Below are 24,624 nucleotides of genomic sequence, written 5' to 3'. Positions count from 1 at the left end.
GATGGAACTCTGGGTCCTTTTCGGCACCTTCGTCGTGCTGCTGCTTATCGGCACGCCCGTCGCCTTCTGCCTTGGCGTGTCGAGCTTTGCCACCATCGCCTATCTCGGCCTGCCGCCGGTGGTGGTGTTCCAGCGAATGAACTCCGGGGTCTCGGTGTTCGCCCTGATGGCGATCCCGTTCTTCATCTTCGCCGGCGACCTGATGGTGCGCGGCGACATCGCCCGGCGACTGGTGGCACTCGCCGGCGCCATGGTCGGGCACCTGCGCGGCGGCCTGGGCCAGGTCAATATCCTGGCGAGCGTCATGTTCGGCGGTGTTTCCGGCTCGGCTGCGGCCGACGCCAGCGCCGTCGGCGGCCTGATGGTGCCGCAGATGAAGGCACGCGGCTACGATGTCGACTACGCCGTCAACATCACCGTGGTGGGCTCGATCATCGCGCTGATGATCCCGCCCTCTCACAACATGATCATCTATTCGATATCGGCGGGCGGCAAGATCTCGATCGCCGACCTGTTCACCGCCGGCATCATACCCGGCGCCGTGCTGGCGCTGTCGCTGATGGTCGCCGCCTGGTTTGTCGCCCGGCGTCGCGGCTATCCCACAGAACCGTTCCCCGGTGGCCGCGCCCTGCTCTCCCTGTTCGGCAATGCCGTCCCCGGCCTGATCCTGATCGCCATCATCTTCGGCGGCGTGCGCTCGGGCATCTTCACGGCGTCGGAATCCTCCAACATCGCCGTCGTCTACGCGATGTTCGTTACCTTCTTCGTCTACCGCTCGCTCACATGGACCGACTTCGTCGCCGCCACCATGGCCGCCGTGCGCACCACCGCGATGGTGCTGATGGTGATCGGCTGCGCCGCCGCCTTCGGCTGGCTGCTCGCCTACACGCGCGTACCGACCTCGATGGTGATGATGCTCAAGGGCATCTCCGACAACCCGATCGTCATCCTTCTGCTGATGAACGTGGTGCTGCTGATCCTCGGCACCTTCATGGACATGTCGCCGCTGATCGTCATCACCACGCCGATCTTCCTGCCCGTCGCCGTCGCCTTCGGCGTCGACCCGGTGCATTTCGGGGTGATTCTCATTCTCAATCTCGGCATCGGCCTCTGCACGCCGCCGGTCGGGGCGGTGCTGTTCGTCGGCTGCGCCGTCGGCAAGATCCCGATCTGGCAGGCGATGCGCACCATCTGGCCGTTCTACGGCGCGGCGTTTGTCACGCTGATGCTGGTTACCTATATCCCGCAGCTGTCGCTGTGGCTCCCCGCCCAGTTCCATTGAGGTCATGATGCTCAAGCGCTTTCCCGCAGTGCCCACCGATCCCGGCGTCATCCGCCAGGTTCTCTCCGACAGCCCGGAACTGATGATGGTCAGCTTCGAGTTTGCCAAAGGCGCCGAGGGCAAGCTGCATTCGCACAGCCACGTGCAATCGACCTATGTGCAATCGGGACGTTTCGTTTTCTCCGTCTCCGGTGAAGATCTTGAAGTCGCACCGGGTGACAGCTTCGTCATTCCCTCCAATGCGGTGCACGGCTGCCGCTGCCTCGAACCGGGCCGGCTCATCGACACGTTCACGCCGCGCCGTGACGATTTTCTCTGAAAGGACTATGCATGCTCACCGTTGAAACCCGCCACGCCATCGATCCCAGGACCGCAAAGGGCTTCGACACCGACGCGCTGCGGGCCAATTTCCACATGGGCGACCTGTTCCGCGATGGTGAAATCCGTCTCTGCTACACCCATTACGACCGCATGATCGTCGGCGGCGCGGTGCCGCACGGTTCGGCGCTGGTGCTCGACGAGGTCAGGCAGTGCGGCACGGCAAGCATTCTAGACCGGCGCGAGATGGCGGTCGTCAACATCGGCGACAGCGGCACGGTTGCCGCCGGCGGCGAGAGCTACGGCCTCGAAAAGGGTGACGTTCTCTATCTGCCGATGGGCGCGGGTCCCGTGACCTTCGATGGCGCCGGCCGCTTCTACATTCTCTCCGCCCCGGCCCACCACGCCTATCCGGCGCGCCTGATCCGCATCGGCGACGCCAAGAAAGTCAAGCTTGGCTCGGCGGAAACATCGAACGAGCGCACCATCAACCAGTTCGTCCATCCCGATGTGATGCAGTCCTGCCAGCTGGTCGTCGGCTACACACAGTTCGCCCCCGGTTCGGTGTGGAACACCATGCCGGCGCATGTGCACGACCGCCGGATGGAAGCCTATCTCTATTTCGACCTGGCGCCGGACGCCCGCGTCTTCCACATGATGGGCGAGCCCGACGAGACGCGCCACATCGTCGTCAAGAACGAAGAGGCGATCGTCTCGCCGCCCTGGTCGATCCACTGCGGCGCCGGCACCGGCAGCTACACCTTCATCTGGGCGATGGCCGGCGACAATGTCGATTATCGCGACGTCGAAATGGTGGGCATGGAGCAGTTGCGTTGAATTCGTTTTCGCTCGAAGGCAAGCGCGCCCTGGTAACCGGCGCTAATACGGGAATCGGGCAGGCGATCGCGGTTGCCATGGGCAAGGCGGGCGCGGAGGTGATCTGCGCCGGCCGCTCCCCGTCGGCCGAAACCGTGGCGATGATCGAGAAGGGGCGCGAACTCAGGCTCGACTTCGGCGATCCGATGGCCGCCCGCGACGTCTTCGCATCGGAGCCCATCGACATCCTCGTCAACAATGCCGGCATCATCCGCCGCTCCGACGCCGTCGAGTTCAGCGAAGCCGACTGGGACGAGGTGATGGATGTCAACCTGAAGGCGGTGTTCTTCACCGCCCAGGCCTTCGCCAAGGCGGTGCTCGCGCGCGGCGGCACGGGAGCGATCGTCAACATCGCCTCGCTGCTGTCGTTCCAGGGCGGCATCCGCGTCGCCTCGTACACCGCGGCCAAGCACGGCGTGGCCGGGCTGACCCGGCTTCTGTGCAATGAGTGGGCGGCCAAGGGCATCAATGTCAACGCCATCGCGCCGGGCTACATCGAGACCAACAACACCGAGGCGCTGCGTGCCGACCCGGTGCGCAACCAGGCGATCCTCGAGCGCATTCCGGCCGGCCGCTGGGGCGAAGCCAACGACATCGGCGACGCCGCCGTCTTCCTTGCCTCGCCGGCGGCGAAATACATCCACGGAGCCGTGCTCAGCGTCGATGGAGGCTGGCTTGCCCGATAACACGAGGATCACGGCTCAAAGCGGACCGCGTCCGGGAATTGGCATCGTCCATCTCGGACTCGGCGCCTTCTTCCGTGCCCATGGCGCCATCTACATTGCCGAGGCAATGCGCGCATCGGGCGGCGACTGGGGCATTGTCGGCGTATCGCTGCAATCGACCACCCAGCGCGACGCGCTTGAGCCGCAGGGTTTTGCCTATACCGCGGTGGAACAGGGTCCGGACGGCGAGACCGCGCGGATCATCGACGTGGTGCAGAATGTGCTGGTGGCACGCGAGAACCCGGGTGCGGTGCTCGAGCAGATGGCGCAACCGAATGTACGCATCGTCTCGCTGACAGTGACCGAAAAGGGCTATTGCCACGAACCCTCGACCGGCCGGCTCAACCGCGCTCATCCCGATATCGTTCACGATCTGGAAAACGAGCTGCCGGTTTCCGCCCCGGGCTTCCTCGTGCGCGGGTTGCAGCGGCGCCGCGCGGCAGGCCTTAAGCCTTTCACGGTGATGACCTGCGACAACCTGCCGGAAAACGGCCGCGTGGTTCGCGCCGTGGTGCTGGAGCTGGCAGGCCTGATCGATCCGGATCTTGCTGCCTGGATCGAACTCGAAGGCCGGTTTCCATCGACCATGGTCGACCGCATCGTGCCGGCCACCAAGACCGAGGACATTGCCCGGCTGGAACAGAAAAGCGGGCGCCACGACGCGTCGCCGGTGATGCACGAGCCGTTCCGGCAGTGGGTGGTCGAAGACACCTTCGTCGACGGCCAGCGTCCCGATCTCGGCGCTGTCGGCGTGCAACTGGTCGGCGATGTGACGCCATTCGAGCACATGAAGCTCAGGATGCTCAACGGCACCCATTCGTCGCTCGCCTATCTCGGCTACCTGGCGGGATACGAGACCATATCCGAGACGGTCGCCGATCCCGACTTCGCCCGCTTCGTCGAGCGGCTTTGGCGCGAAGAGATCATCCCGGCACTGACGCCGCCGCCGGGCGAGGATCTGGGCGATTACGCCGATGCGCTGATGGCGCGCTACAGGAACCCGGCGATCCGTCACCGCACATGGCAGATCGCCATGGACGGCAGCCAGAAGCTTCCGCAGCGCATTCTGGGAACGCTTGGCGACAATCTCACCGCCGGACGCGCATCGCCGGGGCTGATGCTCGCGGTGGCCGCATGGATGCGCTATGTCGGCGGCATCGACGAAAAGGGCCAGCCGATCGAGGTCAAGGACCCGATGTCGGCACGGCTGCGCGCGCTCTCGGACAGTGCCGAAGGATCGGCGAAAGTCGCAGCCCTGCTTGGCCTGCGCGAGATCTTTCCTGCGGCCCTCGCCGATCAACTGGCAGCACCGCTGACTGCTGCCTACGAGAAGCTCACGCGTCTCGGCGCCCAGGCAGCCGTCATGGATCTGCTCGGACGGTAGGCTCACCCGACGCAGCAGGATGCGTCGGGTGTCAGCCGCGATTAGGGCGCCTTTACGATGTCATAGGTGCAGGCAAACGAGGCCGCCGCGACACGATAGGTGTCCTTTTCGTCACCGGGAGTCTGCAGCAGCGCATCGCCGGGCCTGGCGACCATCTGCTCGCCCCATGGCGCCTCGAATTCGAACGCCTGCTGGCTCTCGGGGATGATGTAGAAATTCATTTCCTTGCCCTGCGGCAGAAACTCCTGCCAGCCATCGGAACCGGCAGGCTTGTCCGAAGTTGCGTAGCGCGCCGGGAACTTGGCCGCCTTGACCAGATACTCCTCGTCTCCGGTTTCGGGGCAGCGATTGCGGACGACCATGTCACCCGCTTCCGCCGGCTTGCTGAGGGTTTCGACACCTTCGCCCTTGATGGTGGTCACGACCACCTCGCCCGGCACGGAGGGACGCGCATCGACCGGCCTGGTCTTACGCGCGAAGCCGGTGTGACGCTCGGCCTTCGCCTGATTGAACATGGCGACGGCATCGACGTTTTCCGCATGCGCCATCGGCCCAGCAAGTGTGGCGAGAACAAAGACTGTGGTTGCGATCAGCGAAAGTCTCGTCGTTTTCAACATCACTTTGACATCCCGTGTCGATTGGTATTTGCCGGAGTACAGCCGCAGCGGATACGATCGCCGACCCATCTTCGGGCCAGGCCGCACTCCATCATGCCGGACGCCATAGAGCCTGCGCTGCGCCATCACGTCAAGCATGCGGCGGGCAACAAGAAGGAGATTTATCTCACGGCCTCAATCACCTCCATGCGGCTCGCGGCCGGACTTGCACCGCACAATCCGATAAAGCATGCTGAGGTGGAAACAGGAGCCGTCACGCCGGTGCCATTGGATGGGCCGGCAGCGGCAGCCGCTTTGGTGCGGTTGTGAAACATCGGGCGGCTGGTTTCGCTTATTTTCGTTTGACATTCGGTTAGGGTTCCTTTTATCCTAACCGAAATCGGGAGTGTGGGGAGCTAAGGCCCTGCGGCGAGTATCGGCAGCGGCATTTCCCGCGCGACCGATCCGGAATACGGAGGCGAGGCTTGGGAGGGCTTCTTCTACATGCTGGAACTGGACAAAGTCTCCAAGGTTTCCAACGGGGAAGCTCACATCAGCGACGTTTCGCTGCGTCTGGAAAGCGGCACGCTGAACGTACTTCTGGGCCCGACATTGTCGGGCAAGACCAGCCTGATGCGCATCATGGCGGGGCTCGACCGCCCGACCCGCGGACGCGTCCTCGTCGATGGTCGCGATGTGACCGGCCACCCGGTGCAGAAGCGCAATGTCGCCATGGTCTACCAGCAGTTCATCAATTACCCGGCCATGACGGTGTATGAGAACATCGCTTCGCCGCTACGCATTGCCGGCGCCGACAAGGCGACGATCGAACGCGAAGTGGGCCGCGCATCCGACCTTCTGAGGCTCGGACCCTATCTGCAGCGCACGCCGCTCAACCTGTCTGGCGGCCAGCAACAGCGCACGGCGCTGGCGCGCGCCATCGTCAAGAAGGCGGGACTGGTGCTGCTTGACGAACCTCTTGCCAATCTCGATTACAAGCTGCGCGAGGAACTGCGCGCCGAACTGCCGAAGATCTTCTCGGAATCGGGCGCCATCTTCGTTTACGCCACCACCGAACCGTCGGAAGCGTTGCTGCTCGGTGGCAACACGGCGACACTGAGCCAAGGCCGCATCACCCAGTTCGGCCCGACCGTCGACGTATTCCGTGACCCGGTCGACCTGGTCACCGCGCAGACCTTTTCCGACCCGCCGATGAACCTGCTGGCGATGGAGAAGCATCAGGGCAAATTCGTCAAGCCGGGCGTGCGCGACATCACGGTTCCGGTCGAGCTCAGCCATCTTGCCGAAGGCCCCTGCACTCTGGGCTTCCGTCCGCACAATCTGTCGCTCGCCGCAGGCCCGGGAACGACGCCGCTGTCGGCCAAGGTGATGGTGACCGAGATCACCGGTTCGGAAAGCTATGTTCATCTCACCCATGACGATCAGAGATGGGTGATGCTGACCAAGGGCATCCACGACATCGATGCCGGCAAGATGCTGGAAGTGCATCTCGACACGCGGCACCTGCTGGTATTCGACCGTGACGGACGCACGGTTCGCGCCCGCCCGGCGGGGGCATGAGGAACAACCATGGCCCGCATTGATCTCGACCATATCCGCCACGCCTACATGCCGAACCCGGCGCGCGACGAGGACTATGCGCTGCGCGAGGTGCATCACTCCTGGGACGATGGCGGCGCCTATGCGCTGCTTGGGCCCTCGGGCTGCGGCAAGACCACGCTGCTCAACATCATTTCCGGGCTGCTGACGCCATCGGAAGGCAAGATCCTGTTCGACGGCCGCGACGTCACCGGGCTGCAGCCGGAAGAGCGCAACATCGCCCAGGTGTTCCAGTTCCCCGTTGTCTACGACACCATGACGGTTTCCGACAATCTGGCCTTTCCGCTCAGGAATCGCGGCATGGCGGAAGCCGAGGTGAAGAAGCGTGTCGCCGAAGTGCTGGAGATGATCGATCTCGGCGACATCGCCCACCGCAAGGCGCGCGGCCTGACGGCGGACCTCAAGCAGAAGATCTCGCTGGGTCGCGGCCTGGTGCGCGCCGACGTCAACGCCATCCTGTTCGACGAGCCGTTGACGGTGATCGATCCGCACATGAAATGGCAGCTGCGCTCGCAGCTCAAGCTCCTGCACCGCCGCTTCGGCCACACCATGGTCTATGTCACCCACGACCAGACCGAGGCGCTGACCTTCGCCGACAAGGTGGTGGTGATGTATGGCGGCGAGATCGTCCAGATCGGAACGCCGCAGGAACTGTTCGAGCGGCCGAGCCACACCTTCGTCGGCTATTTCATCGGCTCGCCCGGCATGAATGTGCTGCCGGTCACGCTTGAAGGCGCCAATGCCCGGTTGGGCCAGCATTCGATTGTTCTGCCGGGCGCCGCCGGTCCGACCATTGGCAAGCGCACCGAACTGGGCATCCGCCCGGAGTTTGTTCACCTCGGACGCGAGGGCATGCCCGTCACCATCGACAAGATCGAGGATGTCGGACGGCAGAAGATTGTCCGCGCCGCGATCGAGGGCCATGAACTGGCGATCGTGCTGGATGAGGATTCGTCCGTGCCCGCCGATCCGCATGTCACCTTCGATCCCGCCGGAATCAACATCTACGCCGACGACTGGCGCATGAAGCTGGGAGGCTGAGATGGACAAGACCTGGAACAACAAGGCCTGGTTCATGGTGCTGCCGATGCTCTTGCTGGTGGCGTTCTCGGCCGTCATCCCGCTGATGACTGTGGTCAATTATTCGGTGCAGGACACGTTCGGCAACAACCAGTTCTTCTGGGCCGGGACCGACTGGTTCTCCGACGTGCTGTCGTCGCCGCGCTTTCATGACGCGCTCATGCGCAACCTGCTGTTCTCCGGCATCATCCTGCTCATCGAGGTGCCGCTCGGAATCTTCATCGCGCTCAACATGCCGCGCAAGGGTCTGGGTGTGCCGTTCTGCCTGGTGTTCATGTCGCTGCCGCTGCTCATTCCGTGGAACGTGGTCGGCACCATCTGGCAGGTGTTCGGCCGCATCGACATCGGCCTGCTCGGCTACACGCTCAACGCGCTCGGCTTCGACTACAACTACGTCAACGATCCGTTCGACGCCTGGGTGACGGTGATCGTCATGGACGTCTGGCACTGGACAAGCCTGGTGGTGCTTTTGTGCTATGCAGGCCTCGTGTCGATTCCCGACGCCTATTACCAGGCGGCGAAGATCGACGGCGCCTCGCGCTGGTCGGTGTTCCGCTACATCCAGCTGCCGAAGATGAACCGGGTGCTGCTGATCGCCGTGCTGCTGAGATTCATGGACTCGTTCATGATCTACACCGAGCCCTTCGTCGTCACCGGCGGCGGCCCCGGCAATGCCACCACCTTCCTGTCGATCGATCTGGTCAAGACCGCCATCGGCCAGTTCGATGTCGGACCGGCGGCGGCGATGTCGCTCATCTACTTCCTCATCATCCTGCTGCTGTCATGGGTCTTCTACACCGTGATGGTCACCAACGACGCCAAGGGCTGAGGGGAGCGACATGACAGTCAGCGGCAACGCCACCGCAGCCACGCAGACCACGGACGCTGCAACCGCCGCCATGGCGCGGCGGACGCGGCGATCGAACGCGATCGCGCGCTTCTCCTTCCTGGTGCCGGTGATCTACATCTTCCTGCTGATGCTGCCGATCTACTGGCTCATGAACATGAGCTTCAAGACCAATTCCGAGATTCTCGGCGCCTTCTCCCTCTGGCCGCGCGACCCGACCATCGCCAACTACATGGTCATCTTCACCGACCCGGCCTGGTACAACGGCTACATCAATTCGATCATCTACGTGGTCATGAACATGGTGATCGCGGTGACGGTGGCGCTTCCGGCGGCCTACGCGTTCTCGCGCTACCGCTTCCTGGGCGACAAGCACCTGTTCTTCTGGCTGCTCACCAACCGCATGGCGCCGCCGGCGGTGTTCGCCCTGCCCTTTTTCCAGCTCTACTCGGCTTTCGGGCTGATCGACACCCATATCGCGGTGGCCATCGCCCACTGCCTGTTCAACGTGCCGCTGGCCGTCTGGATCCTCGAAGGCTTCATGTCCGGCGTACCCAAGGAAATCGACGAGACCGCCTATATCGACGGCTACTCGTTCCCGAAATTCTTCGTCAAGATCTTCGTGCCGCTGATCGCATCGGGCATCGGCGTGGCGGCGTTCTTCTGCTTCATGTTCTCCTGGGTCGAGCTGCTGATCGCCCGCACACTGACGGTGACCGTCGCCAAGCCGATCGCCGCCACCATGACCCGCACCGTCTCGGCATCCGGGCTCGACTGGGGCGTTCTCGCCGCCGCCGGCGTGCTCACCATCATCCCCGGCGCGCTGGTGATCTGGTTCGTCCGCAACTACATCGCCAAGGGCTTTGCCCTGGGCCGCGTCTGAGGAGGCACCGCTATGGATCTGTCATGGATGGCCTGGACGATGCCGACGGCGATCTTCTTTCTCGTCATCTTCCTGCTGCTCGCCGGCATGGGGGTCTGGGAATACTATGTGCCCGGCGGTTCGCCGCGGGTCGGAATTCTGCGCTTTGAAACCACCCGCGGCGATCGTCTGTTCGTCTCGTTGCTCGGTTCGGCGTTCATCAATCTCGCCTGGCTCGGACTTGTCGGTCCGAACCTGTGGTGGGCTCTTGCCCTGTGTGTGGTCTACGCCATCGGCGTGTTCCGCTATGTCTAGGGCCTGGAATACCGGAGGCGGCAATTCCGCCGGCTCCGTTTTCGCAAGTCGGGAGGAAACTGCAATGCGGAAACATGTTCTACTTTCAACAGTCGCACTGGCGCTGGTGTTCAGCGCGGGGGCAGCGCAGGCAGGAATGGACGAAGCCAAGAGCTTCCTCGATTCCGAGATCGGCGACATGTCGGCGCTCGACCGCGCCGGGCAGGAAGCCGAAATGCAGTGGTTCGTCGACGCCGCCAAGCCATTTGCCGGCATGGACATCAAGGTCGTCTCGGAGACCATCACCACGCATGAATACGAGTCCAAGGTGCTGGCGCCGGCCTTCACCGCCATCACCGGCATCAAGATCACCCACGACCTGATCGGCGAAGGCGATGTGGTCGAAAAGCTGCAGACCCAGATGCAGTCGGGCGAGAACATCTATGACGCCTATGTCAACGACTCCGACCTGATCGGCACCCACTGGCGCTACCAGCAGGCGCGCTCGCTGACCGACTGGATGGCCAACGAAGGCAAGGACGTCACCAATCCCGGTCTCGACCTTGAGGACTTCATCGGTCTCAAATTCACCACGGCGCCCGACGGCAAGCTCTACCAGCTTCCCGACCAGCAGTTCGCCAATCTCTACTGGTTCCGGTACGACTGGTTCAACGACGAAAAGAACAAGGCCGATTTCAAGGCCAAGTACGGCTACGATCTCGGCGTGCCGGTGAACTGGTCGGCCTATGAGGACATCGCCGAATTCTTCACCGGTCGCGAAATCGACGGCAAGAAGGTCTATGGCCACATGGACTACGGCAAGAAGGACCCGTCGCTCGGCTGGCGCTTCACCGATGCCTGGCTGTCGATGGCCGGCAATGGCGACAAGGGCCTGCCGAACGGCCTTCCGGTCGATGAATGGGGCATCAAGGTGGACGAGAACTCGCGTCCGGTCGGCTCCTGCGTCGCCCGCGGTGGCGACACCAACGGCCCCGCCGCCGTCTACTCGATCCAGAAGTATCTGGACTGGCTCAACGCCTATGCTCCGGCCGCGGCGCAGGGCATGACCTTCGGCGAATCCGGCCCCGTGCCGGCGCAGGGCGAGATTGCCCAGCAGATGTTCATGTACACGGCCTTCACCGCCGACATGGTCAAGCCCGGCCTGCCGGTGATGAACGAGGACGGCACGCCGAAGTGGCGTTTCGCCCCCAGCCCGCATGGCGTCTACTGGAAGGACGGCATGAAGCTCGGCTATCAGGACGTGGGTTCCTGGACACTGCTCAAGTCCACCCCCGACGACCGCGCCAAGGCCGCATGGCTCTATGCGCAGTTCGTGGTCTCCAAGACGGTCGACGTCAAGAAGAGCCACGTCGGCCTGACGCTGATCCGCGAGAGCTCGATCCAGCACGACTCGTTCACCGAACGGGCTCCGCAGCTCGGCGGCCTGATCGAGTTCTACCGCTCGCCGGCCCGCGTCCAGTGGTCGCCGACCGGCACCAACGTTCCTGACTATCCGAAGCTGGCGCAGCTGTGGTGGCAGGCGATCGGTGACGCTTCTTCCGGCGCCAAGACTGCCCAGGAAGCCATGGACTCGCTCTGCGAAGAGCAGGAAAAGGTGATGGAACGCCTCGAACGCGCAGGCGTGCAGGGCGACATCGGTCCGAAGATGGCCGAAGTCAAGACGCTCGAGGAGTGGAATGCGGATGCCGTCGCAAAGGGCAACCTCGCGCCGCAGCTCAAGATCGAGAACGAAAAAGAGCAGCCGATGACCATCAACTACGACGAACTGGTCAAGAGCTGGCAGTAAGGTCCTCCGGTCTGACCGGAAGTCTCTGACTTGCAGATCGAGGGAGGCGGGCGACCGCCTCCCTTTTTTTACGCCCGGGCGGATTTTACTTGCCGCCCCGGTCCCATCGCAACCCGCGGGGGTGAACTGAGAGGCTGCGGCGGCCGCGGACGCTGCGTTCCCCGGCAGGTCCGTTCAGGCCCGTACCACCTTGCGCGGCGCAGAGGCTGGAAAAAACTGCCCTCCCAGCGTCGCTGCATCGACAGGCCGGCCGTACAAATAGCCCTGCAGCTCATCGCAGCCCGAGAGCCTGAGCAGCATGGCCTGTTCCTCGGTCTCGATGCCCTCGGCCGTGACCGGGATGCGCAGTGCATTGGCGAGCGCGATGGTTGCCTGCAGCACGGCGCCGCCGTTCTCGTCCCGATCGACCGCCTGGATCAGCGACCGATCCACCTTCATGCGGTCGAAGCCGAACTGACGCAACGCGCCGATGCTGGCATAACCGCAGCCGAAATCATCGAGCGAGACCTTGATCCCTGCGCTCTTCAGCCCGTCGAGCGCGCGCCGCGCCTGCTCCGGATGCGCAATCAGCACGCCCTCGGTGACCTCGAGGGTCAGCAGATGCGGATCGAAGCCGGCCGCGCCGGTGATGCTCGTCACCTGGGCAACGAAAGACGGGTTCTTGAGCTGCAGCGGCGAAATGTTGACCGACAGGCCAATGCCGGGCCAGGCGCGCGCCGCCGCCAGCGCCTTGGTGAGAACCTGCATGCCGAGCGTGTCGATGAGGCCTCCGCGCTCGGCGAGCGCGATGAAGACATCGGGCAGGATGGCCGCGCCGCCCGACCGCGGCCATCGGGCCAAGGCCTCGACGCCGCAGATCCGGCCGGTGGCGGCGTTGATCAATGGCTGGAAGGCGACGCCGATCCCGTCACCTTCCAGCTGCGCACGCAATTCGGCCTCCAGCATAGCTTCCTGCCGCTTTTCGGCGTCGAAGGCATCCTCGTAGCTGACGCTGACGCCGCGGCCCATGTCCTTGGCGCGGTAGAGCGCGATGTCGGCACGGCGCATGAGTTCGCCCGCGCCAAGGTCGCCGGCGATGGAGACGGAGATGCCGACGCTGCCGCCAATTTCCACCGTGCGTTCGGCAATGTAGAAGACACGCTGCAGGGCGGACTGGATGGCGGCTTCGAATTCGGTCGCCGGCTGCCCGGCGGGCGCCGAGGTGACCACGGCGAACTCGTCGCCACCAAGCCGCGCCACCAGGGTTTCTTCGGGTAGTTCCGCCAGCAGGCGGTCTGCAACGGCGGCAATCAAGTCGTCGCCGACGGCGTGACCCCACGCGTCGTTGACCGCCTTGAAGCCGTCGAGATCGATGAGGAAGAGGCGGACGTCGGTCCGTGCGATGCGGCCGTCGAGCAGATCCTGCTCCAGATTTTCAAGCAGTCCCGCGCGGTTCCACAGGCCGGTGAGCGAATCGTGGGTCGCGCGGTGGCGCGCGTGCGCTTCGCTGCGTTTGAGGCTGCGGATGGTCCAGCCGCCCGACAGGCCGATGCCCAGCAGGAAGACGCACAGCACCGAGGCGGCAATCCGCAGTTCGTCCTTCACCCCGATAAAGCTGCGGGTGCCCGGGAGGATCCGCGGCCAGTTGAAATAGGCGGTCGGGCTGCCATCGACGCCGCGCAACACGGCATGCAACAGGCCGGGAAGAGGAGCATCATCAAGCGTGAGGCCGATGATGTTGAAATCCGCGGAGAGCTCGGCCAGCGTGTCGGCGGTCATGTGCTTGGCGAGCACCAACACGGGATTGGTGGCGACGGGAACGGCGGGACTGGTCTCGGCGGACTGGATGACCGCCGCGCCGACCATTGCCACGCCTTCGCTCGAGCGCAGGAAATGGACCGGCACGTCGGTCCCGGCGGCGGCCGAGCGCCGAGCCGCGGCAATCAACGTGTCGAGCCCGGCGCCAAGGAAGCGCCTGGCCGGCACGGCCATCGCCTCACCATTGCGATAGGCAAGAATGTTGCGACCGGTGATGTCGATCACGAAAGCTGTGTCGTAGAGAGGGTAGTCGAGGCTGGAAACGCCCCAGGTCTCGATGGTCCAGGCTTCCGCATCGGGGCCGGCGGTGTGATTGACGGCCTCGTCCCAATAGGCGTTGTCGCGCAGCGTGGCGCGCTGCTGCCGCAGCATCGCCTGCACCGCGCCGGAGGCCGCGTGGCTGGCGCGCTTGTCGTCAAGCGCATCGGCGTTGTCGGTGATCTCGCGGATCGAAGTCCCGACCAGCCCCGCCAACGCGGTGGCCACGCCAATGAACACCGCAGCGGTGATGGCAATGGACCGGCGGCGTCTTCGTCCTTGCGATGGCGCTGACTGGGGCAATGTGGTTTTCCTTGCGGGCTACACGAAACGCGGCTTCCGGACCTCGCCCGCAAGGATCAAGTGAGGCATCATCCCCGCGGACATTGCACCAAAGATCCCAGCAAACCGCTGACAGACCCTTAATTTCGAGGGGTTAGCATCTGCGGGTCGTGTCCGCGTCCAGCTCAGTCCAGCGTGCGGCGGAAGCGCAGCAGCGCCAGGCCCGAAAACAGCAGAACAAAGAGGATGAGCGCGCCCATTTCGCCGGCGATGCCCTGCAGGTCCGCGCCCTTAAGCATCACCGACCGGACGACACGGAGAAAATGCGTGAGCGGGAAGATCTCGCCCAGCCATTGCGCCCATTGCGGCATGCCCTGGAATGGAAACATGAAGCCCGAGAGCATGAGCGAGGGCAGGAAAAAGAAGAAGGTCAGTTGCATGGCCTGCATCTGGGTGCGCGCCAGCGTCGAGAAGGTGTAGCCAAGCAGCACCAGCGCCAGCACGAAGATGAGAATGCTCGTCAGCAGCAGGCCAAGCGAACCGATGAACGGCACGGAGAACAGGAACCGGGCTGCCGACAGCACCACAATGACCTGCACCGCTCCGACGGCGAGGTAGGGCAGCACCTTGCCGAGCATGATTTCCATCGGGCTCACCGGCATGGCAAGCAGGTTCTCCATGGTGCCGCGCTCGGATTCGCGGGTCAGCGCCATCGATGTCATCATCACCATGGTCAGTTGCAGGATGACGCCGAGCAGGCCGGGCACGATGTTGTACTGGGTGACGCCCTCCGGATTGTAGAGCCGGTGGACGATGACCTTGAGAGCGCCAGCCGATTGCTGGGCTGCCTGCGCCTCCGCCCCCTGCTCGCGCAGCAGCGCCTCGGCGGCCACGGTGCCGAGCGTGGAAATCGCGCCGGATGCCACCGCCGGGTCGGTGGCGTCGGCCTCGATGAGGATCTGCGGATGATCGCCGCGCTGCACCCTTCGGGCAAAATCCGAGGGAATGGTGACGACGAAGGAGACGGTGCCCGCCTGCAGAAGCCGTTCGGCCTCGCTGGCGCTGGAGACGACATGGTCAAAGCGGTAATAGCCGGTGTTCTCCATCGCCGAGACCATGGCGCGGGTGTAATGGTCCTGGCTGGTGGTCACCAGCGCCGCCGGCAGGCCCTTCGGGTCGAGGTTGATGGCATAGCCGAACAGCAGCAGCTGCACCAGCGGCACGCCCAGCATCATGGCGAAGGTGATGCGGTCGCGCCGCATCTGGATGGCTTCCTTGATGATGACCGCCATCAGCCGGCGAAGGGAGAACAGGCCGCTCATGCCATGTTGTCCGTCGATTGGCCCATGAACTGGATGAAGACATCCTCGAGACTGGTCTGGTCCTGGTGCCATTCCGAGCCGGTCTCGGCGGCGACCGCCTTGACCGCGGCCTCCAGCTTTTCCCGGTCGCGACCGACAATGTGCAGCTTGAGCCCGAAGGGCGCGACCTGATCGACGCCGTCGGCTTTGGCCAGTTTCCGGGCCGCCGCCGTGATGTCGCCGCCGGTCAGCACCATCGTCGTCAGTCCTGCGTCGCTCACCACATCGGCGACCGTACCGGACGCGAGCAGCTTGCCATAGGAAATATAGTGGATGCGGTGGCAGCGCTCGGCCTCGTCCATGTAGTGGGTGGAAACCAGCACGGTCAGGCCGTCGCTGGCGCGGTGGTGGATCTCGTCCCAGAACTCGCGCCGCGCCTTGGGATCGACGCCGGCGGTGGGCTCGTCGAGCAGCAGCAGCTTCGGCTTGTGCATGATGCAGGCGGCCAACGCCAGCCGCTGCTTCCAGCCGCCCGACAAGGTGCCGGCGAGCTGGTTGCGGCGAGACGACAGGCCCAGATCCTCAAGCGTGTCGCGGACGATGCCTGCCACCGGATCGAGTTCGTAGAGCCGGGCGACGAAGGTGAGGTTCTCCTCGATCGACAGGTCCTCGTAGAAGGAAAAGCGCTGCGTCATGTAGCCGACCTCGCGCTTGATGCTGGGGCTCTGGGTGCGGATGTCGTAACCCAGTACAGTGCCCTCCCCTTCGTCCGGCGTCAGAAGTCCGCACATGACGCGGATCGTGGTGGTCTTGCCGGAGCCGTTGGGCCCGAGAAAGCCGGAGATCTCGCCCCTGGCGACGGTCATCGAGACATGATCGACAACGGTCTTGGTGCCGAAGCGCTTGACCAGGTCATGGACCTCGATCGCATTCATCGCCCTGCCGCCGCCAGGTCGAGATCGACATCGACGATCTGGCCGGGCTTGAGCGCATTGGCGCCAGGATCGGGCCGGGCTTCGACCAGATAGACCAGCTTCTGGCGGCTATCGAGCGAATAGATCACCGGCGGGGTGAACTCAGGATCGGTGGCGACATAGGTGACGGATGCGGTCATTCCGGTGCCGCAACCGTCGCAATGGACGGTGAGACGACTTCCGACGGCGACCGCCGAAAGCGCGGACTCGGGAACGTACAGTCTGAGTTTGACCGCGCCGTCCGGCAGCACCGAGAGCACCGGTGCCTGCGGGCCTGCCACCTCGCCGGTGTTGCGGATGATGTCGAAGACCACGCCCGCCTGCGGGATCGACAGGCTGCGCTTGGATAGCCGCCACCGCGCGTTTTCCAGCACCGCACGGGCCTGCGCGACGGCCGCTTCGGCGGCGGCGATCTGGTCGACCCGGGCGGGTAACCGGGCCACGGCCAGATTGGCCTCTGCCTGGGCGACATTGGCCCGGGCGACATCACGGGCGGTTGAGGCATCGTCGAACGCCGACTGGGCGGCAATGCCTCGTTTGAGGAGGTCGTTCTGTCGACTGTAGGTGAGGTCGGCATCGACGGCCTGCGCCCTGGCGGAATTGAGCGTCGCCTCCAGCACCGCGATCTCCTGGGGGCGCTTGCCCTGCCTCAGGTCGGCGAGCTGGCTCTCGGCCTGCGCCAGCGATGCGGTGGCCTGGGCAACGGCGATCTCCGTGTCGCTCCTTTCCAGTTGCACCAACACCTCCCCCGCAGCGACGCGGTCGCCGCGTGCCGCCGAAATCGCGGAAATTTCGGCAATCTCGATGGGCGCGACAAGGACGTACTCGCCTTCGACATAGCCGACGGCGAACGCCGCGGGGGCGGCGCAGCCGCCGAATATCGAGGCGATCAGGGGAATGGCGCAAACGAAACCGGTCATGGCATAACCCTCGCATTGGCAGCGATGAAGGTGCGGATGTTGGAGAGGATGACGGCCTTGATCCGGCCGATCTCGTCGGAGCCGACGCTCTGCCACTGCATGCGCTTTGCAACGAGCGCGTGGCCGATGCGGAAATAGACGATCTGACCCGCGATGCTGAAGGCGCCAAGGCGGATCAGATCGCCCTCCGGATCCTGGCCTGTGGCGAGGCCCAGAAGCTGGCACAGCTTCGAATGCACCGGATAGATAAGGTCGGCATAGATGCGGTCAAGGACCACGCCGGGAGCCGACACCTCGCGCACCATGAAAGCGGCGATGTCGCGCGCCTCGGAGCGCGCCAGCAGAAAATCGGCCATGCCCATGGCGGCGGCCTCGATCATCGCGGCCGCAACCCTGGGATCGTCGCCGGGATCGCTGGAGAGGATGACCTCGCCGACCACGCCGCGGATGCGCGCCACCACCATCTCGGCGCAGGCGAGGCGAAGTCCGTCCTTGCCGCCGAAGTGATAGGCGATGGAGGCTATGTTGGCACCGGCCTTCGCGGCGATCTCGCGCGTGGATGTCGCCTCGAACCCCTTGGCGCCGAAAAGGCCGATGGCGGCCGCCACCAGCGCCATCCGCGTCTGCTCGCCGGCGCCTGCCGGCTGGCCGGTGGATCTTGCTGGCACGGGCCGCTCCCTTCCGATTGAGACCCGTGCAGACTAGCACAACCAATGAATTAATCAATCGTTTGATTTAAATCCAGACCGGGGAGCCGGGCGGCAACTCCGGTGCGGATAGGCCCGCACAACCGAGCCCCCGGCGGGCGTGCAAGGGGATCGGGAGAGAATTGCGCTCAGGCGCGACCGCAGGCGCGGCAGAGTCCGCGCAGCTCCACCGTCGACTTCTTCAGCACAAAGCCGGTGGCGGCCGCCAGCGCCTTGAGGTGATCGGCCAGTTCAGGGTCGGAGAGTTCGGCCACCTGGCCGCAGGTCTCGCAGATGGTGAAGGCGATGGTTTCGTGGGTGTCGCAGCCGGGCTGGCGGCAGGCGACGAAGGCATTGAGGCTCTCGAGGCGGTGCACCATGCCGAATTCGACCAGCTTGTCGAGGGCGCGGTAGACCTGCAGAGGCGCGCGAAAGCCGTGCTCGCGCAGCCGGTCGAGGATCGTATATGCGCTCAGCGGCCCGTTGGCACTCGACAATTGCCCCATGACCAGCGACTGGTTCTTGGTCAGTGCGGCGGTGTCGTGATGGTGATCGTGGTGATGGTCGCTCATGGCTACTCCCTGGCTGCCGGCGCAGCCGCCTTGGAAATCCTGATGTTTGCCAGCCATGCCGCCAGCGGTGTAAGGCTGATGAGGAACAACCCCAGGGCAGCGACCACGATGGCCGGACCCGACTGGGTGTCCCATTCGCGCGAGGCGCCGAGACCAAGCCCGACCGAGGTGGCGCCCATGAGGATCGCGATGATCGCCATCTGCTCGGGCCCGCAGGCAAAGCGGCGGGCGGCGGCCGCGGGAATGATCAGCATCGCGGTGATCAGCAGGACGCCGACTATCTTCATCGAAATGGCTATGACGGTGGCCATCAGCAGCATGAAGATGAAATTGGCCCGGTCAGGGTTCATGCCTTCTGCTTCCGCCAGTTCCTGGTTGACGGTGGCGGCGAACAGCGGTCGCCAGATCAGCACTAGCACCGCCAGCACCGCCAGCCCCCCGCCCCAGATGATGCCGATGTCGAGCCTGGAGACCGACAGGATGTCGCCGAAGAGAAACCCCATCAGGTCGATGCGCAGCCAAGTCATGGACGACAGCACCACAAGGCCGAGCGCCAGCGAGGAATGTGACAGCAGGCCGAGCAGCGCATCCGAGGACAGCGTCGCCCGGCGCTGCAAAAGCACCAGCGCCACGGAGACCGCTGCGGAGACCACGAAGACGGCCAGCGTGACATTGATCTGGAACAGGAAGGCCATGGCGACGCCGAGCAGCGCCGCATGCGAGAGCGTGTCGCCGAAATAGGCCAGCCGGCGCCAGACGATGAAGCAGCCGAGGGGACCCGCGACAACGGCCATGCCGATGCCGGCGAGAATGGCGCGGGTGAAATAATCATCAAGCATTGGAGACGCCTCCGCCTGTGTTGCCGGACGCATGGCCATGTGAATGGGAGCGGTCATGACCTGAATGATCATGCCCTGAGTGATCGTGACCGGCATGATCGTGGTGGTGGCCGTCATCGGGATGACAATGCTCGGTGATCGAGCCATCGGCGTGGCGGACTCGTCCATCGGCGAGATGGGTGTGGTCGTGGTCGTGTTCGTAGACGGCCAGCGTCGCGGAGGCACGTGGTCCGAAGAGCTGCTTGTATGCGGCGCTCTCGGCAACGGCCGTGGGAGTGCCCTGGCAGCAGACATGGCCGTTGAGGCAGATGACCTTGTCGGTGGCGGCCATGACCACATGCAGATCATGGGAAATCAGCAGAACACCACAGCCGATCTCGTCGCGGATGCGCTTGATCAGGTCATAAAGCGAGATCTCGCCGCTGAAATCGACCCCCTGCACCGGCTCGTCGAGCACCATCAGGTCGGGCTTGCGCGCGATGGCACGGGCAAGCATGGCGCGCTGGAACTCGCCGCCAGACAGGTTGCGCACCTCGGCGTGCTGGTGATGCATTATGCCGGTCGCTTCCATGGCGCGGACGGCATCGGCGGGCGCGACCTTGCCGGTCAGGCTCATGAACCGGGCGACGGTCAGCGGCAGCGTCCAGTCGACGCTGATCTTCTGCGGCACATAGCCGACCCTGAGGCCCTCGCGCCGCACGGCGGAGCCCTCGCTGGGCTTGAGCACGCCGAGCGCCATCTTGGCAGTGGTGGATTTTCCCGAGCCGTTCGGCCCGATCAGGGTGACGATCTCGCCGGAGCGGACGGACAGGTCGACGCCGCGCACCAGCCAGCGGCCGGATCGCTCGATGCCTGCGGAAGTCAACTGCACGAGGGGATCGGTTGGTTGCAACATGAAATGTCCAAAAAATGTCCGGAACGTCTTGCGTCACTCTATGCCACACGTTATACCATTACGCAATTGTGTAATCATATAACATTACCAACGGAGAAATTCATGACCTATCTGCGCAATTTGCTGCTTGGCGCCTCCGCGCTTGCCGCGAGCACAACCGGGCTGCATGCGGAGCCGCTGGTGCTGGCCTCGATCAAGCCGATCCATTCGCTGGTCGCAGCCGTCATGGCCGGCGTAGGTTCCCCGGAACTGATCGTCGAGGGCGCCGCCTCACCGCATACATACAGCCTGAAGCCCTCACAGGCCGAGGCTCTGCAAAATGCCCGCGTGGTGGTCTGGATCGGCCACGACATGGAAGCGTTTCTCACCAAACCGATCACCACCATCGCAGCCGACGCCAAGGCGGTTGAACTCGAGGACCTGCCGGGCCTGATCAAGCTCGCGCCGCGCGAAGGCGGAACCTTCGAACCGCACGATCATGATGACCACGCCGACGACACCCAGCCTGCCGACGGGGCCGCCGCGGAAGAGCACCATCATGACGAGGAGGTCGATCCGCATTTCTGGCTCGATCCGGTCAACGCGAAAGTGATGGTGCAGGCGATCGAAGCGTCACTCTCGGAAGCCGATCCGGCAAATGCCGCCATTTACAAGACCAATGCCGAGGCGGAGTTGGCCAAGCTCGACAATCTGATCACCGAAGTGCAGGCGACGGTGGATCCGGTCAAGGACAGGGGCTTCATCGCCTTTCACGACGCCTATCAGTACTTCGAAAAACGCTTCGGCATGCAGGCTTCTGGCTCCATCACCGTCAATCCGGAGCTGTTGCCCGGCGCCAGGCGGGTCGACGAGATCCGCGCCAAGATCGATTCGCTGGGCGCCACATGCGTGTTCTCCGAGCCGCAATTCGAGCCGAAGCTGGTCTCGGTGGTCCTGGAGGGCTCGGTCGCCAAATCGGGCGTGCTCGACCCGCTCGGCGCAACCCTGACAGACGGACCGGATCTCTATTTCGAGCTGATCCGCGGCCTGGCCAAATCGCTCAGCGATTGCCTTTCCGGTAAAGGCTGACGCCTCCCGGTCGGCGTCAGTCCGTCAGCGGAATGACGTCGACCGCCTGGTCGCTCGTATGACTGCCTGCAATCCGCATCGCGCCGCGAACCGGTGCCACGTCGGCATAGTCCCGCCCATAGGCAACGACCACATGGTCGGTGCCGGCAAATGTCGCATTGGTCGGATCGTATTCGACCCAGCCGGTGTCCGGCCCGCACCAGGCGCAGACCCAGGCATGCATGGCGTCTGCGCCCTCAAGGCGCGGCTTGCCCGGTGGCGGCAGGGTTCGCAGGAAGCCGGAGACATAGCCCGCCGGAATGCCGAGGCTGCGCAGGGCAGAAATCATGATCTGGGAGAAGTCCTGGCAAACGCCATGACGCTGGGCGAAGGATTCGCTGATCGGCGTGCTGGCCGTCGTGGCCTCGGCATCGAATTTCATGTCCACGTTGAGCCGCCGGCCCAACGCCTCGACGACGCCGGCCACCGATGCGCCGGGCTGACTGCAGCCCCGCGCATAGTCGGCGATCGCCGGATCGAAGGGCACCCGGGGCGACGGATAGATGAAATGCACCGGCGAGCGTGGGCCGAGGTCCCAGCATGCGGCGACAGCGGCGACGAGGCCATCGAGCGGTATCGTCGCCGGGATCGGGGCGGACACCTTGTTGACCTCGACCCGGGCCTGCAGCCGGATGACGATCTCGTCGAGCGCCTCGTGGAAGGCCACTTCGCTGATGGCGTTGCCGAAGAAGTCGAATCGGTCCTCGCGGACCGCCGGCTCCGGGTCGAAATCCAGGCGTCCGGCAATCAGACGCTGGCGCGGAACCGGCTGGCCGGAGCCGCCGGCCCCGTCGAAGTCGAGGAGATCGAGCGGCAGCAGATGCGCCAACTGGCGCACGCCGGCGGCGGGTGAATCATAGCTGTAGGTCATGGTGAGCGTGATGTCGTAGCGCATGGCCTCAGCTCAGATAGGTCCCGGCCACATCGCCGGTCAGGGTGTAGATGTCCTGGAGGATCCGGCCCAGCGCCTCGCCATCGAGCGTTTGCGGCGTGTGCAGCGTCAAGTCGCTGTAGAGCTTGAGCGCCGAGCGCGACAGGCCGGAGAGTTGTCCGTTGACCTCGGCGCCCGGCAGCAGGCTGATCTGGTTGCGGATCTCGTCGACATGGTAGGCGATCGAACGCGGATTGAGATGATCGAGGGCCAGCAGATCGATGACCGTCTCGCGGCTGGTGGTCACCGAATAGCGGCGACGATGGCTCATGACGCTGTCGCCCACCTCGACGCAGAGATCGAAACCGCCTTCCCTGGCGTCGCGGTCGGCGAACACGCTGAGCAGGCTGGCCATGGCCAGCGCCCGTTCGATCGAGCGGCCAAGCGTCAGGAACCGCCACCCGGTGAAGCGATACATGTTGTCGTTGACCAGTCCGGAGAAGCCGGTGATCTTGCGCAAGAGCACGCCCATGGCGGCGGCGGCGTCATCGCCGGGCACCACTTTCGGCGACATCTTGGCGAGCGTGCGCTGCAGGTCGGTGAGCGACGCCCAGGCATCGACGGAGAAGCGATCGCGGATGTGGCTGGCGCTGTTGACGGCGGAGGACAGGGTGCGGACGAGATGCCGCGGCAGCCCCTCCTCCACATCGACGTCGCGGTCCTCGAGGAATTCCTTGAGACTGTCCATCAGCGGCGAGCCGCCAGCCGGGGTTTCATCGATGCGGCCATTGTAGGCCCGCACCAGGCGCATGGTACCCTCGGCGCGCTCGACATAACGGCCAAGCCAGAACAGGTTGTCAGCCGCGCGGCTCGGCAGGATGCCGGGAAGGCTGCGCACGAAGGTCTCGGTGCTGTGATGCAGCATGGTGTCGGCCGCCACCGGCTTGTCGGAGACCACCCAGACATCGGCAACCGACCCGCCCTGGCGGATCGACACTGCCGACGGGTCCTGTTCGGCGGCAAGCCGGGCGTAGCCGCCGGGCATCACCTGCCAGCCGTCTTCCGTGCGCGCCAGGAACACGCGGATGCTCATGGGGCGCGGCACCAGCCGGCCCTCGAACCAGGCCGGCGTGGTCGACAGCGTCACCTGGTCCTGGCCGATGAGCCTGTCGCCCTCGGCCTCCAGCCAGGCGGCGACATCGCGTCCCTTGCGCTGCGCCGCCGCGCCGCCCAGCGCGGTGTCTTCGCCGGGCTCGAGCGGCAGGCGGATCGAATTGGCCGGACCGATCATCATCCGGTCGGCGTGCCCGGCCACATGGGCGCGCTCATCGGCGCCACCGCACCACCAGGTCGCAACATTGGGCATCCTGAGCGGAGCGCCCAGCAGCACTTCACTCAGCCGCGGCAGGAAGGCGAGGAAGGCGCGGCTTTCCAGCACCCCGGTGCCAAGTGCATTGATCATGGTGACATTGCCGTTGCGGACCGCCGTCAGCAGGCCCGGCGTGCCCAGGCGCGAACTCTCATCCAGTTCCAGCGGGTCGACCCACACCGAATCCAGCCGCCGCCACAGCACGCTCACCGGCTGGAGACCGGACACCGTGCGGACCATCAGCCTGCCGCTTTCCACCGTGAGGTCTTCCCCCTCGAGAAGCATCATGCCGAGATAGCGTGCGATATAGGCATGCTCGTAATAGGTGTCGGTCATCGGACCCGGCGAAAGGATGCCGACCCGGCCGGAGGGATCCTGCTTGAGCGCGTTGAGCCCGTCGCGGAAGGCGCGAAAGAAGCTGGCCAGCCGCACGACATTGGCGTTGCGATAATATCCCGAAAAGCTGCGCATGGAGGCCACGCGGTTTTCGAGCGCATAGCCGGCTCCCGACGGGGCCTGCGTCCGGTCGCCCAGCACCCACCATCGGCCATCCGGACGCCGCCCGATCTCAAAGGCCACAAAATGCAGGAAATGGCCCGATGCGGGCCTGACGCCGACCATCGGGCGCAGCCATTCCGGGTTTCCGGCCACCAGGCCGGCAGGGATCCGGCCCTGGGCGACCAAACTGTTGTCGCCGTAGATATCGGCGGCGACCGCCTCCAGGAGATCGGCGCGCTGGATCAGCCCGGCGGAGATTTCGGCCCATTCCATGTCCGTCAGAACCACCGGCACCGGACTGAGCGGCCAGTCACGCACGCCCTGATCGCCGGCGCCGTACTGGCGGAAGAAGACGCCCGCGTCGCGCAGATACTGGCGTCCGCGGGCAAAGCTCCGTTCGAGCTGGTCGGCCTTTTGCGAGGCGAGATGTTCGATCAGCCCGGACCAGCCGGGCCGCATCTCGCCGCCAAAGTCAAACAGCTCGTCGGGCACGCCTTCGCTCGGGACGTATCCCTGGAGAAAGGCATGCGATCCGGCCCGCTTGCGATTGGCTTTGCCGGGCAT

24 protein-coding genes are annotated in these 24,624 nt (G+C 64.7%); 13 read left to right on the top strand and 11 right to left on the bottom strand.

Annotation, left to right across the window (positions count from 1 at the left end):
* Nucleotide 1 precedes the first annotated feature (1 nt).
* The 5 genes from DFR52_RS08235 to DFR52_RS08215 are packed head-to-tail and all read left to right on the top strand — an operon-like array spanning nt 2 to nt 4,585.
* Nucleotides 2-1,282 (top strand): TRAP transporter large permease, encoded by a 1,281-nt coding sequence (locus DFR52_RS08235; protein ID WP_110031467.1) that lies wholly within the window; start codon nt 2-4, stop codon nt 1,280-1,282.
* 4 nt (nt 1,283-1,286) lie between these two features.
* Complete coding sequence (locus tag DFR52_RS08230) at nt 1,287-1,601, top strand: cupin domain-containing protein (RefSeq protein ID WP_210205803.1); 315 nt, start codon at nt 1,287-1,289, stop codon at nt 1,599-1,601.
* 11 nt (nt 1,602-1,612) lie between these two features.
* Nucleotides 1,613-2,437, top strand: a complete 825-nt coding sequence (gene kduI / locus DFR52_RS08225; protein WP_110031466.1) for a 5-dehydro-4-deoxy-D-glucuronate isomerase — start codon at nt 1,613-1,615, stop codon at nt 2,435-2,437.
* Nucleotides 2,434-3,162, top strand: coding sequence for a 2-dehydro-3-deoxy-D-gluconate 5-dehydrogenase KduD (gene kduD / locus DFR52_RS08220; RefSeq protein WP_110031465.1), 729 nt, complete (start codon nt 2,434-2,436; stop codon nt 3,160-3,162). The genes kduI and kduD overlap by 4 nt, the downstream gene beginning before the upstream one ends.
* The gene (locus tag DFR52_RS08215; protein WP_110031464.1) at nt 3,140-4,585 is read left to right on the top strand and encodes a mannitol dehydrogenase family protein; all 1,446 of its coding nucleotides are present in this window, start codon (nt 3,140-3,142) and stop codon (nt 4,583-4,585) included. The genes kduD and DFR52_RS08215 overlap by 23 nt, the downstream gene beginning before the upstream one ends.
* Nucleotides 4,586-4,626: 41 nt before the next feature.
* On the opposite strand, the gene DFR52_RS08210 is transcribed toward DFR52_RS08215, so the two are convergent.
* On the bottom strand, nt 4,627-5,202 hold the full coding sequence (locus DFR52_RS08210; RefSeq protein WP_146215563.1) for a hypothetical protein: 576 nt from the start codon (nt 5,200-5,202) through the stop codon (nt 4,627-4,629).
* Nucleotides 5,203-5,295: 93 nt separating this feature from the next.
* On the opposite strand from DFR52_RS08210, the gene DFR52_RS24205 reads away from it, so the two are divergent.
* From DFR52_RS24205 to DFR52_RS08180, 7 genes are all read left to right on the top strand, one after another.
* Nucleotides 5,296-5,511: a hypothetical protein gene (locus tag DFR52_RS24205; RefSeq protein ID WP_146215562.1), complete on the top strand. Its 216-nt coding sequence runs from the start codon at nt 5,296-5,298 to the stop codon at nt 5,509-5,511.
* 174 nt (nt 5,512-5,685) lie between these two features.
* Nucleotides 5,686-6,762 (top strand): ABC transporter ATP-binding protein, encoded by a 1,077-nt coding sequence (locus tag DFR52_RS08205; protein ID WP_110031462.1) that lies wholly within the window; start codon nt 5,686-5,688, stop codon nt 6,760-6,762.
* Nucleotides 6,763-6,771: 9 nt separating this feature from the next.
* On the top strand, nt 6,772-7,842 hold the full coding sequence (locus tag DFR52_RS08200) for an ABC transporter ATP-binding protein (protein ID WP_110031461.1): 1,071 nt from the start codon (nt 6,772-6,774) through the stop codon (nt 7,840-7,842).
* A 1-nt stretch (nt 7,843) separates the two neighbouring features.
* A complete protein-coding gene (locus DFR52_RS08195) occupies nt 7,844-8,710 on the top strand; it encodes a carbohydrate ABC transporter permease (RefSeq protein ID WP_110031460.1) in 867 nt (288 codons plus the stop codon).
* Nucleotides 8,711-8,780: 70 nt separating this feature from the next.
* Nucleotides 8,781-9,611, top strand: a complete 831-nt coding sequence (locus tag DFR52_RS08190; RefSeq protein WP_110032021.1) for a carbohydrate ABC transporter permease — start codon at nt 8,781-8,783, stop codon at nt 9,609-9,611.
* A gap of 12 nt (nt 9,612-9,623) precedes the next feature.
* On the top strand, nt 9,624-9,905 hold the full coding sequence (locus DFR52_RS08185) for a DUF2160 domain-containing protein (protein WP_110031459.1): 282 nt from the start codon (nt 9,624-9,626) through the stop codon (nt 9,903-9,905).
* Between the two features lie 64 nt (nt 9,906-9,969).
* Entirely contained in the window at nt 9,970-11,691 is a 1,722-nt protein-coding gene (locus DFR52_RS08180) for an ABC transporter substrate-binding protein (RefSeq protein WP_110031458.1), read from the top strand.
* A 174-nt stretch (nt 11,692-11,865) separates the two neighbouring features.
* Here the strand turns inward: DFR52_RS08180 and DFR52_RS08175 are convergent, their stop codons facing one another.
* From DFR52_RS08175 to DFR52_RS08140, 8 genes are all read right to left on the bottom strand, one after another.
* Nucleotides 11,866-13,974 carry a putative bifunctional diguanylate cyclase/phosphodiesterase gene (locus tag DFR52_RS08175; protein WP_146215561.1) on the bottom strand — a complete coding sequence of 703 codons (2,109 nt, stop codon included), beginning with the start codon at nt 13,972-13,974 and terminating at the stop codon, nt 11,866-11,868.
* Between the two features lie 239 nt (nt 13,975-14,213).
* Nucleotides 14,214-15,350: an ABC transporter permease gene (locus tag DFR52_RS08170; RefSeq protein ID WP_110031456.1), complete on the bottom strand. Its 1,137-nt coding sequence runs from the start codon at nt 15,348-15,350 to the stop codon at nt 14,214-14,216.
* Nucleotides 15,347-16,264 (bottom strand): ABC transporter ATP-binding protein, encoded by a 918-nt coding sequence (locus DFR52_RS08165; protein WP_110031455.1) that lies wholly within the window; start codon nt 16,262-16,264, stop codon nt 15,347-15,349. The genes DFR52_RS08170 and DFR52_RS08165 overlap by 4 nt, the downstream gene beginning before the upstream one ends.
* Nucleotides 16,261-17,223: an HlyD family secretion protein gene (locus tag DFR52_RS08160; protein WP_110031454.1), complete on the bottom strand. Its 963-nt coding sequence runs from the start codon at nt 17,221-17,223 to the stop codon at nt 16,261-16,263. The genes DFR52_RS08165 and DFR52_RS08160 overlap by 4 nt, the downstream gene beginning before the upstream one ends.
* Nucleotides 17,220-17,891: a CerR family C-terminal domain-containing protein gene (locus DFR52_RS08155; protein WP_146215560.1), complete on the bottom strand. Its 672-nt coding sequence runs from the start codon at nt 17,889-17,891 to the stop codon at nt 17,220-17,222. Before DFR52_RS08155 ends, DFR52_RS08160 begins: the two co-directional genes overlap by 4 nt.
* Nucleotides 17,892-18,058: 167 nt before the next feature.
* Nucleotides 18,059-18,481: a Fur family transcriptional regulator gene (locus DFR52_RS08150; protein ID WP_110031452.1), complete on the bottom strand. Its 423-nt coding sequence runs from the start codon at nt 18,479-18,481 to the stop codon at nt 18,059-18,061.
* A gap of 2 nt (nt 18,482-18,483) precedes the next feature.
* Nucleotides 18,484-19,320 (bottom strand): metal ABC transporter permease, encoded by an 837-nt coding sequence (locus DFR52_RS08145; protein ID WP_110031451.1) that lies wholly within the window; start codon nt 19,318-19,320, stop codon nt 18,484-18,486.
* Nucleotides 19,313-20,215 (bottom strand): ATP-binding cassette domain-containing protein, encoded by a 903-nt coding sequence (locus DFR52_RS08140; protein ID WP_110031450.1) that lies wholly within the window; start codon nt 20,213-20,215, stop codon nt 19,313-19,315. The genes DFR52_RS08145 and DFR52_RS08140 overlap by 8 nt, the downstream gene beginning before the upstream one ends.
* Before the next feature lie 102 nt (nt 20,216-20,317).
* Here DFR52_RS08140 and DFR52_RS08135 point away from each other — a divergent pair, with 102 nt between their 5' ends.
* Nucleotides 20,318-21,283, top strand: coding sequence for a zinc ABC transporter substrate-binding protein (locus tag DFR52_RS08135; protein WP_110031449.1), 966 nt, complete (start codon nt 20,318-20,320; stop codon nt 21,281-21,283).
* Between the two features lie 16 nt (nt 21,284-21,299).
* Here the strand turns inward: DFR52_RS08135 and DFR52_RS08130 are convergent, their stop codons facing one another.
* The gene (locus DFR52_RS08130; protein ID WP_110031448.1) at nt 21,300-22,217 is read right to left on the bottom strand and encodes a transglutaminase family protein; all 918 of its coding nucleotides are present in this window, start codon (nt 22,215-22,217) and stop codon (nt 21,300-21,302) included.
* Between the two features lie 4 nt (nt 22,218-22,221).
* Nucleotides 22,222-24,624, bottom strand: a complete 2,403-nt coding sequence (locus tag DFR52_RS08125) for a circularly permuted type 2 ATP-grasp protein (RefSeq protein ID WP_110031447.1) — start codon at nt 24,622-24,624, stop codon at nt 22,222-22,224.

The sequence above is a fragment of the Hoeflea marina genome (assembly GCF_003182275.1).
In the GTDB taxonomy this organism is placed as follows: domain Bacteria; phylum Pseudomonadota; class Alphaproteobacteria; order Rhizobiales; family Rhizobiaceae; genus Hoeflea; species Hoeflea marina.
Note: the sequence above shows the minus strand (reverse complement) of the source record. Positions and strands in the feature narration are given on the sequence as shown.

Coding starts and splice junctions, on each gene's coding strand:
- DFR52_RS08235 (WP_110031467.1), top strand. CDS start 2: ATGGAACTCTGGGTCCTTTTCGGCACCTTCGTCGTGCTGCTGCTTATC.
- DFR52_RS08230 (WP_210205803.1), top strand. CDS start 1,287: ATGATGCTCAAGCGCTTTCCCGCAGTGCCCACCGATCCCGGCGTCATC.
- kduI (WP_110031466.1), top strand. CDS start 1,613: ATGCTCACCGTTGAAACCCGCCACGCCATCGATCCCAGGACCGCAAAG.
- DFR52_RS08215 (WP_110031464.1), top strand. CDS start 3,140: ATGGAGGCTGGCTTGCCCGATAACACGAGGATCACGGCTCAAAGCGGA.
- DFR52_RS08210 (WP_146215563.1), bottom strand. CDS start 5,202: ATGTTGAAAACGACGAGACTTTCGCTGATCGCAACCACAGTCTTTGTT.
- DFR52_RS24205 (WP_146215562.1), top strand. CDS start 5,296: ATGCCGGACGCCATAGAGCCTGCGCTGCGCCATCACGTCAAGCATGCG.
- DFR52_RS08205 (WP_110031462.1), top strand. CDS start 5,686: ATGCTGGAACTGGACAAAGTCTCCAAGGTTTCCAACGGGGAAGCTCAC.
- DFR52_RS08200 (WP_110031461.1), top strand. CDS start 6,772: ATGGCCCGCATTGATCTCGACCATATCCGCCACGCCTACATGCCGAAC.
- DFR52_RS08195 (WP_110031460.1), top strand. CDS start 7,844: ATGGACAAGACCTGGAACAACAAGGCCTGGTTCATGGTGCTGCCGATG.
- DFR52_RS08190 (WP_110032021.1), top strand. CDS start 8,781: ATGGCGCGGCGGACGCGGCGATCGAACGCGATCGCGCGCTTCTCCTTC.
- DFR52_RS08185 (WP_110031459.1), top strand. CDS start 9,624: ATGGATCTGTCATGGATGGCCTGGACGATGCCGACGGCGATCTTCTTT.
- DFR52_RS08180 (WP_110031458.1), top strand. CDS start 9,970: ATGCGGAAACATGTTCTACTTTCAACAGTCGCACTGGCGCTGGTGTTC.
- DFR52_RS08170 (WP_110031456.1), bottom strand. CDS start 15,350: ATGAGCGGCCTGTTCTCCCTTCGCCGGCTGATGGCGGTCATCATCAAG.
- DFR52_RS08165 (WP_110031455.1), bottom strand. CDS start 16,264: ATGAATGCGATCGAGGTCCATGACCTGGTCAAGCGCTTCGGCACCAAG.
- DFR52_RS08160 (WP_110031454.1), bottom strand. CDS start 17,223: ATGACCGGTTTCGTTTGCGCCATTCCCCTGATCGCCTCGATATTCGGC.
- DFR52_RS08150 (WP_110031452.1), bottom strand. CDS start 18,481: ATGAGCGACCATCACCACGATCACCATCACGACACCGCCGCACTGACC.
- DFR52_RS08145 (WP_110031451.1), bottom strand. CDS start 19,320: ATGCTTGATGATTATTTCACCCGCGCCATTCTCGCCGGCATCGGCATG.
- DFR52_RS08140 (WP_110031450.1), bottom strand. CDS start 20,215: ATGTTGCAACCAACCGATCCCCTCGTGCAGTTGACTTCCGCAGGCATC.
- DFR52_RS08135 (WP_110031449.1), top strand. CDS start 20,318: ATGACCTATCTGCGCAATTTGCTGCTTGGCGCCTCCGCGCTTGCCGCG.
- DFR52_RS08130 (WP_110031448.1), bottom strand. CDS start 22,217: ATGCGCTACGACATCACGCTCACCATGACCTACAGCTATGATTCACCC.
- DFR52_RS08125 (WP_110031447.1), bottom strand. CDS start 24,624: ATGCCCGGCAAAGCCAATCGCAAGCGGGCCGGATCGCATGCCTTTCTC.